Origin of the sequence: Streptomyces sp. SID5785 (genome assembly GCF_009870065.1) — a bacterium.
Classification (GTDB): Bacteria; Actinomycetota; Actinomycetes; order Streptomycetales; family Streptomycetaceae; genus Streptomyces.
Window position 1 is genome coordinate 1 of the sequence record NZ_WWIA01000843.1, and the last position, 8,233, is coordinate 8,233.

The window sequence follows — 8,233 nt, forward strand, 5'->3', positions numbered from 1 at the left end:
GGCCTGCTGGGCCGTCCGCCGGGCCGCCGCCGCGGCCACCCGGCGCTGCTGCTCCGCCCGCCGCGCCGTCAGCCGCGCGCGGCGCACGAGCACGATCAGACCGGCGACGAGCGTGCCGCCGTAGAGCCAGCCGGCGTTCAGCGCGAGCGTCGTGACGACGCCCATCACCTGCGCGCCGAAGCCGTCGCCGCCCTGCGCGATCGGCACCGCCCCCACCGCGAACGCGATCGGCACGGCGATCGGCCCCGCCACCAGGTCCGCGCGCCGCACCCAGCCCGCGGTCAACCCGCTGACCAGCAGGAACATCACGCCGTAGAAGGCCGTCGAGCTGCCGAAGAGCAGCGCGTCGAGCATGCCGAGCACCAGCATCGTGCCGCCGCAGAACAGACCGCTGCCCAGCCCGGTGAGCCGTGGGTTCGGGAACCGGCGCAGCGCCTGCACGACCGGCGGGACCGGCCGGCCGCGGCCCGCCGCCCGGTAGACGGTGGCGGATTCTGCGGGGCCGGAACCGGGGCCCGCGCCGGAGCCGGAACCCGGGCGGGAGCCCGTACCGGTGCCGGGGGACCGCACGCCGCCGCGGCCGGCCCGTGCCTGTGGCGGCAGCGGGGTCGTCCGGCGGGGCCGTGCCTGCGGGGGACGCGTCCTGGGTTGCTCCACAGGCCCAACATAGGTCGGCTTATGTGCGGAATACGCCAAGGGACACGCGCTTTGGCCGACCTTGACCACCACGGTCGCCTGTTCGACACAGCGCCGGGGTGCCGGCGGGCAGGCCGTAGACTGGTGGATCGCCCAGCCCCATCACCAGTCCAAGGCCATCAGCGCCCACCACGTACGGGAAGTCGCAACGTGTCGCTCACGATCGGAATCGTCGGTCTGCCGAATGTCGGCAAGTCGACCCTGTTCAACGCCCTGACCAAGAACGACGTGCTCGCGGCCAACTACCCGTTCGCCACCATCGAGCCCAACGTCGGCGTCGTCGGTGTCCCCGACACCCGCCTCACCAAGCTGGCGGAGATCTTCTCCTCCCAGAAGATCCTCCCGGCGACCGTCGACTTCGTCGACATCGCCGGCATCGTGCGCGGCGCCTCCGAGGGTGAGGGCCTGGGCAACAAGTTCCTGGCGAACATCCGCGAGTCCGACGCGATCTGCCAGGTCATCCGCGCCTTCAAGGACGAGAACGTCGTGCACGTCGACGGCAAGGTCTCGCCCAAGGACGACATCGAGACGATCAACACCGAGCTGATCCTCGCCGACCTCCAGACCATCGAGAAGGTCCTCCCGCGCCTCCAGAAGGAGTCGCGCATCAAGAAGGACATCGCCCCGAAGGTCAAGGCCGTCGAGGAGGCCAAGGAGATCCTGGAGCGCGGCGACACGCTCTTCTCGCAGGGCATCGTCCAGGGCTCGGGCAACGAGGAGCTCCTCCACGACCTGCACCTCCTCACCACCAAGCCCTTCCTCTACGTCTTCAACGTCGACGAGGACGAGCTGACCGACGACGCCTTCAAGGCCGAGCAGAGCGCCCTGGTCGCCCCGGCCGAGGCGATCTTCCTCAACGCCAAGCTCGAGGCGGACCTCGCCGAGCTCGACGAGGAGGACGCGATGGAGCTCCTCCAGTCCGTCGGCGCCGAGGAGCCGGGCCTCGCGACCCTGGCCCGCGTCGGCTTCGACACCCTGGGCCTGCAGACCTACCTCACGGCCGGCCCCAAGGAGTCCCGCGCCTGGACCATCAAGAAGGGCGCCACGGCCCCCGAGGCGGCCGGCGTCATCCACACGGACTTCCAGAAGGGCTTCATCAAGGCCGAGGTCATCTCCTTCGACGACCTGGTCGAGACGGGCTCCGTCGCCGAGGCCCGCTCCGCGGGCAAGGCGCGCATGGAGGGCAAGGACTATGTGATGCAGGACGGGGACGTGGTGGAGTTCCGCTTCAACGTGTAGCGGGTGACGTACTGCCACGTCGCTCATATTGCAAACGTGCAGGTCGAAAGGGGTCCGACTCTTCGGGGTCGGGCCCTTTGCGTTTTCCCGTGCTGGGATGGCGCTGGGACGGGATGGAGGCGACCGTGCCGGGTCTCCGGCGTTGTGCTGCCCAACGTGAGGGAGCAGGCGGGGGGGCCTGCGGCTTCGTACAGATCCGGACGTAGCGCTTTTCCTACTCGTTTGACACACTCAGGGTATGGGTGAGACGACGTACGGCATCGGGGAAGGGCCGGCGACGCGGGTGAGTCTTTCGCTGCCGGAGGGGACCGCGGAGGCGATCCGGGCGCGGGTGGGCAAGCGGGAGTTCTCTGCGTTCATCGCCGAGGCGGTCGAGCGTGAGCTGCGAGGGCAGGTCCTCGACGAGTATCTGGCGGACTACGAGAGCCGCAAGGGGCCGGTCTCCGAGCAGGCACGTCAGCGGGCGCGGCAGGTCTTCGACGAGGTGTTCGCCGAGGAGGGCGAGTGGCCCGCCGCAAGTTGAGTCACGAGGGGACGCTGGTCCTCGACAGTGAGGGGCTCTCGAAGATGCTCACCGACGACGAGCAGGTGGTGGCACTGGTTGCCGAGGCGCGCTCGCGCGGCATGGAGGTCGTGATCAGCTCGCTCACCATCATCGAGGCCGTCCACGCCCGTACGAACAAGTCACGCCTGAACTGGGTGCTCTCCGGGCTGCGTGTGGTCCCGGTGGGCGACGAGGAGGCGAGGGCGGCTTCGAAGTTGCTGATGGATGCTGGTCTGCACGGGCATAAGTACGCGATTGATGCGGCGGTTGCCGAGGCCGCGCTGCGGCAGCGCCGCCCGGTGGTGATGTTGACTTCCGATATCGATGACATGGTCAAGTTCTGCGGCGATCGGGTGCGGCTCGTGGCGGTGTGATCTCCCTTTGTCAACTGCATGATCGCCTGGGCCCACGCACACCTGCCCTGACAGGCACAACTGCCATGGGTGATGTACCTCATTGCGTTAGCCGTTCTTGGGGGCGAAACTTTTCGGTGCCTACGACAGGGATAATCCCCTCGCCCTCAAGGGCTTTCAGAGTGCCTACCAGTTTACCCTGAGCCCAACTGTTCCAGGATTTTGCAATCAAGTTGTAGGACGTTCGACGCCCTGCGCTTGAACCAAGCAGAACGCGCTCACGAAAAAATCGATTCCGGAGCACGAGGCGAGGATCCTTTTGATCCATATTCGCTCCAGAAATGAGACCGCTCGCCCAGTCTTCAATTCTTTCCGCGTGCTCGGTGCGCGCGGCCTGGGCGAGTACTACCAAATGCGTTGGCTGGTTGACGCCAGCAGCTCGATAAGCGGCCGAGGCGATTGGTGCCATGCTTACTAATTCCGGCCAGGCTGCCACGGTCTTCAAAATATCTGACGTGGAGGCGCGCGTATCGTAGAAGCCGTCGAAAAGGGTTACTGGGTCCCACATTTTGTACATCTGCCCGATGATGCGGGCGGCTGCCGCCACAATCACGCGGTGGGGGACCTTGAGTAGCTGAGCGGCTTGCCGGCGATTCCCGGCATCGAGTACGTCGAATGTTTCAGCGTTGCAATTCGGGATCACGAGCATTTCGATCGAAACCCCGGAAATCTTGATCCCCATTAGCCTGTGCTGGCCATCGAGCAGCATACCCTTTTTGTCGAAGGCGATCCCTTGGTGTGTGGTCTTCCAGGCACCACTTGCCATTGCTTTCGCGTAACGCTCGTAAAAGGTATCGGAAAGGACTCGATTACTCGACGGGTTGCAATGCGTCAGCCAGAGGTCGGCCATCTCTGGAGTGATCACCACATACTTAGGATCCGTCGGCAGGGAGGGGAGGTCGATCATTTCTGGTCTGTGACTCCTTGATGCAGGTGCGAGTGGGGTCGCAAGGAGCATCACAGACTCCAAGAGTACGCTCACGTGAAGTTTCGATTCTCTTTCGCCGATGACTCTGATTGCTCACTTCAATCCTTCATTCGATCTTTAGTTTTGCTGTCGAGGTTAAATGTGTCGACTTGTGGACAAATTTAGTGAATCGTGGTCTGGGGGCTGGGGTGCGGACAGCCCTATTGGACGCGTGCGTGACGCTGCGCGGCGTAGAGCCTCGCCAGTGGCAGTCATTGTCTTGGCGAGCGAGCCTGCGAGCCCATCGAAACCGAACTCCCTCATCCGGCCGACGCTACGAACACGCCCGGCCCGGCGACATGATCCACGTGGACGTCAAAAGCTCGGCAAGATCCCCGCCGGCGGCGGCCATCGCGCTCACGGCCGAGGTGAGCGGGCCGGCTCGCTCCGGGGCCTGGGCTAGGACTACGTCCACGCGGCCGTCGACGACCACTCTCGAGTCGCCTACGCCGAGATCGTCCCCGACGAGAAAGGCATCACATGCGCGGGCTTCCTCACTCGCGCAGTCGAGTTCTTCCGTGCCCAGGGCATGACCCGCATCGAGCGGGTCATGACCGACAACGCCAAGAGCTACTGGCTCTCACACGACTTCCAGGCTGCCTGCCAAGCACTCGGCGCACGGCAGAAATTCACCCGCCCCCACTGCCCCTGGACCAACGGGAAGGTCGAACGCTTCAACCGCACCTTTCAGACCGAATGGGCCTACCGGCAGGTCTTCACCAGCAACGCCCAACGCACCCGAGCGCTCGCGCCCTGGCTCGACTTCTACAACACTGGCTGCCGACACACCGCGCTCGGCGGCGAGCCCCCGATCAGCCGACTGTCAACCAATGTCCTGACCGAGTACACCTAGGGCTGTCGCGCAGGCTTGGTGCTGGGATGACCCGTGCCGAACCGGCGTTTCCGCAGATGGGAGCTCCGCACTACGGATTCCGCTTCAACGTCTGAGCCGCATTCGGCGCAAGGCCGTCCGTTCCCGCCCTGTGGCGGAGGCGGACGGCCTTTTCGTCGGCTGACCCGTGGGTGCGCCGGGTCGGGGTCAGCCCGTGATCGGGACGTTCGTGCCGCCCACCGTGAGGCGGAGGCCCTCGGGGGTCGGGGTGGCGTTCTGGAGGGAGACGCCGCCGGGGAGGCGGGTGATGGTCTGCTGGAAGTCGGTGATCTCGCGGACGCGGTCCTCGGGGATGCCGCCGGTGTCGGGGAGCTTCTCCGCGCGGACGCGGATGGTGTCGTCGGCGACCTTGACGGTGCTGAGCACCGAGGAGCGCTGTCCGTCGGCCTCGACCTCGACCTTGATGCGGCCGTTGCCGCCGTCGGAGAGGCGGGTGACCTTCGCGCCGGAGTCGGGGTCCGATGCGGCCGCGCGGAGCAGCTGGTCGTAGGGGATCAGCGCGGTGCCGGTCGCGGTGCGGGCGGTCGCGGAGGTGTAGCTGTTCGAGAACTCCACGTTCTTCAGCTGGAGTTCGAGGCCCTCGATGCGGGCGGTGCTGCCGCCGGGCACGGTCGACTCGTAGCTGTCGATCGACGCGTCGATCTCGTCCAGGTCACCCGTGGCGATCTGGGTGAGGAAGGGGAAGCCCTTGATGGACACGTCCGGTGTCGCGGACAGGCCGATCGAGGCGGCCAGCCGGTCCGCGGCCTTGCCCTCCAGGATGTGGACGGCGAGCCGGTCGGCCCCCACCAGGAGGGCCGCGAGAACGACGGCCACGATCGCGAGTCTTCGCAGTGTGCGCATCCGGACACTTCAGCAAGGACTAGACCAGTGGGCTGTGACGGAGGCCATACTTCCGGCTACGGCTTGATCACGACTGTTCGACGCCGGCCTCGCGCCGCGCTGGAGCGACCCGCCCGCCGGGTCCGAACCCGCCCGGTTCGTCACCCCCGGCCACTAGATTGATCGTCGATGCCCGCCTGTCCGGGCGGTGCGGGAACGGGGGAGACGGCGTGATCGGCGGTATGGAAGTGACGCTCGGCCTGGTGGTCACCTGCGCGGTGCTCGCCGCGTCGGAACGGGCGACGCGCAGACGGAAGGCGGAGTTCCGGCACACGTACGGGACGTACGAGGGGTTCCGGCGGGCGGTCGACGAGGGGCGGGTGCGCTCCGTCCGCCGCGACCGCGGGGAGGTCGCCGCGATCAAGGCCGTCCGGGACCGGCACCCGGGGGTGTCCCTGCGCCTCGCCAAGCGCTACGTCCAGGAGTTGTGACATCAAGTGATGCGGCGCCAGGCGTTGTGACATCAGGTGTTGTGGCGGGGAGTGTGCGTGGAAGGGGCCGGGGGCGTGCCGCCGCCCGGTCCCGTCCGCGGGACCCGCCCGGTGGCTCACATGGGAGGGTTGCCGTGCTTGCGCTCCGGGAGGTCCGCCTTCTTGGCCCGCAGCATGGCGAGCGAGCGGATCAGCACGGCCCGGGTCTCGCCCGGGTCGATCACGTCGTCGACCAGACCGCGCTCGGCGGCGTAGTACGGGTGCATCAGCTCGGCCTTGTACTCCTTGATCAGCCGCGCCCGGGTGGCGTCGGGGTCGTCGGAGGCGGCGATCTGCCGGCGGAACACCACGTTGGCCGCGCCCTCGGCGCCCATCACCGCGATCTCGTTCGTCGGCCAGGCGAAGGACAGGTCCGCGCCGATCGAGCGGGAGTCCATCACGATGTACGCGCCGCCGTAGGCCTTGCGGACCACCAGGGAGATCCGCGGCACGGTCGCGTTGCAGTACGCGTACAGGAGCTTCGCGCCGTGCCGGATGATGCCGCTGTGTTCCTGGTCGACGCCCGGCAGGAAGCCCGGTACGTCGACCAGGGTGACGAGCGGGATGTTGAAGGCGTCGCAGGTCTGCACGAACCGCGCGGCCTTCTCGGAGCCGTGGATGTCCAGGACCCCGGCGAGGGCGGCGGGCTGGTTCGCGACGATGCCCACGACATGGCCGTCGAGCCGCGCGAAGGTGCACACCACGTTCTGCGCCCAGCCCGCGTGCACCTCGAAGTGCTCGCCGTCGTCGACGATCTCCTCGATCACCGCGCGCATGTCGTACGCCTGCTGGGGGTCGGCCGGCACGAGCGCCGCCAGCGCGTCCGTACGGCGCTCCGCGGGGTCGTCGCTCGGGGCCACCGGCGGCATCTCGCGGTTGTTCTGCGGGAGCAGGGACAGCAGGTAGCGGACGTCGGCGAGGCAGTCGGCCTCGTCGTCGTGCACGAACCCGGAGACCCCCGACAGGGAGGCGTGCACGTCCGCCCCGCCCAGACCGTCCTGCGTGATCTGTTCGCCGGTCACCGCCTGGACCACGTCGGGACCGGTGATGAACATCTGGGACGTGCCGCGCACCATGAACACGAAGTCGGTGAGCGCGGGCGAGTAGGCCGCGCCCCCGGCGCACGGGCCGAGCACCACGCTGATCTGCGGGATCACCCCGGAGGAACGGGTGTTGCGGCGGAAGATGCCGCCGTATCCGGCGAGCGCGGTGACGCCCTCCTGGATGCGGGCGCCCGCGCCGTCGCTGAGGCCGACCACGGGGGCGCCCGCCGCCTCGGCGAGGTCCATGACCTTGTGGATCTTCTCGGCGTGCGCCTCGCCCAGGGCCCCTCCGAAGACCCGGAAGTCGTGCGCGTAGGCGAAGACGGTGCGGCCGTGCACGAGACCCCAGCCGATGACGACGCCGTCGCCGTGCGGCTTGCGGTCCTGGAGTCCGAAACCGGTCGCCCGGTGCCGGCGCAGCGGCTCTATCTCGGTGAACGTCCCGTCGTCGAAGAGGAGTTCGAGCCGTTCGGGTGCGGTGAGCTTGCCCTTGGCGTGCTGGCGCCGGGTGGCCTCGGGATCGGGGCCGCGGCCGAGTTCCTTCTTGAGCCGTTTCAACTCGTCGGTGGAGCGGCGCAGATCGGGCGGCGGCGCGACAGCGAGCAGTTCGTCGAAGGTCGTCATTGCGGCACCGTAGGGACCCCGGCTCGAGACCCCCGGCACGCCGCCTCGAACGGCCGCGGCGCACCCCCTTGAGCGGTGCTCGCGCGGCGCTCGCGCGGTGCTCGCGCGCGTCCGGCCGTCAGTCCGCGGACGCGGGGTGCAGCGCGTGGTCCGGGTCGCCGGCGAGGACCGCCTGCTGCAACTCCTGGAGCACCGCGGACGGTTCGAGACCGAGCTCGCGGACCAGCGAACTGCGCAGCTTCTGGTACGCCTCCAGGGCGCGCCAGCTGCCGCCGGTGCGGTGCAGGGCCCGCATCAGCTGGGCGCAGAACCCCTCGTGCAGGGGGTGCCGGGCGGCGAGGACCCGCAGCTCGGGCACCACCTCGGCGTGCCGGCCGAGCCGCAGGTCCGACTCGATCCGGCGCTCGAGGACCGTGGTGCGCTCCTCGTTGAGCCGCAGGACCTCCAGCTCGAGCACGGCGCA

Annotated in this window: 9 protein-coding genes and 1 pseudogene; 5 read left to right on the forward strand and 5 right to left on the reverse strand. The window is 68.1% G+C overall.

Features of this window, described 5'->3' with window-relative positions; genetic code table 11:
* Positions 1–657, reverse strand: a 657-nt coding sequence (locus GTW43_RS27280) for a DUF6542 domain-containing protein (RefSeq protein ID WP_343246132.1), incomplete at its 3' end; no start/stop codon positions are given.
* Positions 658–846: 189 nt separating this feature from the next.
* On the opposite strand from GTW43_RS27280, the gene ychF reads away from it, so the two are divergent.
* The 3 genes from ychF (at position 847) to GTW43_RS27295 (ending at position 2,853) form a co-directional block, all read left to right on the forward strand.
* The gene (ychF, locus tag GTW43_RS27285) at positions 847–1,935 is read left to right on the forward strand and encodes a redox-regulated ATPase YchF (protein WP_161304625.1); all 1,089 of its coding nucleotides are present in this window, start codon (positions 847–849) and stop codon (positions 1,933–1,935) included.
* 238 nt (positions 1,936–2,173) lie between these two features.
* Positions 2,174–2,458 (forward strand): hypothetical protein, encoded by a 285-nt coding sequence (locus GTW43_RS27290; RefSeq protein WP_161304626.1) that lies wholly within the window; start codon positions 2,174–2,176, stop codon positions 2,456–2,458.
* Positions 2,440–2,853 carry a DNA-binding protein gene (locus GTW43_RS27295; RefSeq protein ID WP_161304627.1) on the forward strand — a complete coding sequence of 138 codons (414 nt, stop codon included), beginning with the start codon at positions 2,440–2,442 and terminating at the stop codon, positions 2,851–2,853. Before GTW43_RS27290 ends, GTW43_RS27295 begins: the two co-directional genes overlap by 19 nt.
* Positions 2,854–2,932: 79 nt before the next feature.
* On the opposite strand, the gene GTW43_RS27300 is transcribed toward GTW43_RS27295, so the two are convergent.
* Entirely contained in the window at positions 2,933–3,799 is an 867-nt protein-coding gene (locus GTW43_RS27300; RefSeq protein ID WP_161304628.1) for a hypothetical protein, read from the reverse strand.
* Between the two features lie 320 nt (positions 3,800–4,119).
* On the opposite strand from GTW43_RS27300, the pseudogene GTW43_RS27305 reads away from it, so the two are divergent.
* Positions 4,120–4,712 (forward strand): annotated as a pseudogene (locus GTW43_RS27305) (integrase core domain-containing protein); the annotation flags it as partial.
* Between the two features lie 186 nt (positions 4,713–4,898).
* On the opposite strand, the gene GTW43_RS27310 reads toward GTW43_RS27305, so the two are convergent.
* Positions 4,899–5,594, reverse strand: coding sequence for a DUF2993 domain-containing protein (locus tag GTW43_RS27310; protein ID WP_161304629.1), 696 nt, complete (start codon positions 5,592–5,594; stop codon positions 4,899–4,901).
* A 209-nt stretch (positions 5,595–5,803) separates the two neighbouring features.
* Between GTW43_RS27310 and GTW43_RS27315 the strand changes: the two genes are divergently transcribed.
* Positions 5,804–6,064: a hypothetical protein gene (locus GTW43_RS27315; RefSeq protein ID WP_343246092.1), complete on the forward strand. Its 261-nt coding sequence runs from the start codon at positions 5,804–5,806 to the stop codon at positions 6,062–6,064.
* Positions 6,065–6,180: 116 nt separating this feature from the next.
* On the opposite strand, the gene GTW43_RS27320 is transcribed toward GTW43_RS27315, so the two are convergent.
* Positions 6,181–7,770 carry an acyl-CoA carboxylase subunit beta gene (locus tag GTW43_RS27320; RefSeq protein ID WP_161303787.1) on the reverse strand — a complete coding sequence of 530 codons (1,590 nt, stop codon included), beginning with the start codon at positions 7,768–7,770 and terminating at the stop codon, positions 6,181–6,183.
* Between the two features lie 118 nt (positions 7,771–7,888).
* A partial coding sequence (locus tag GTW43_RS27325) for an AfsR/SARP family transcriptional regulator (RefSeq protein ID WP_161304630.1) occupies positions 7,889–8,233 on the reverse strand: 345 nt, incomplete at its 5' end.

Excerpts from the sequence above, each read along its gene's own strand:
- GTW43_RS27290 (WP_161304626.1), top strand. The coding sequence starts at position 2,174 with ATGGGTGAGACGACGTACGGCATCGGGGAAGGGCCGGCGACGCGGGTG.
- GTW43_RS27300 (WP_161304628.1), bottom strand. The coding sequence starts at position 3,799 with ATGATCGACCTCCCCTCCCTGCCGACGGATCCTAAGTATGTGGTGATC.
- GTW43_RS27310 (WP_161304629.1), bottom strand. The coding sequence starts at position 5,594 with ATGCGCACACTGCGAAGACTCGCGATCGTGGCCGTCGTTCTCGCGGCC.
- GTW43_RS27320 (WP_161303787.1), bottom strand. The coding sequence starts at position 7,770 with ATGACGACCTTCGACGAACTGCTCGCTGTCGCGCCGCCGCCCGATCTG.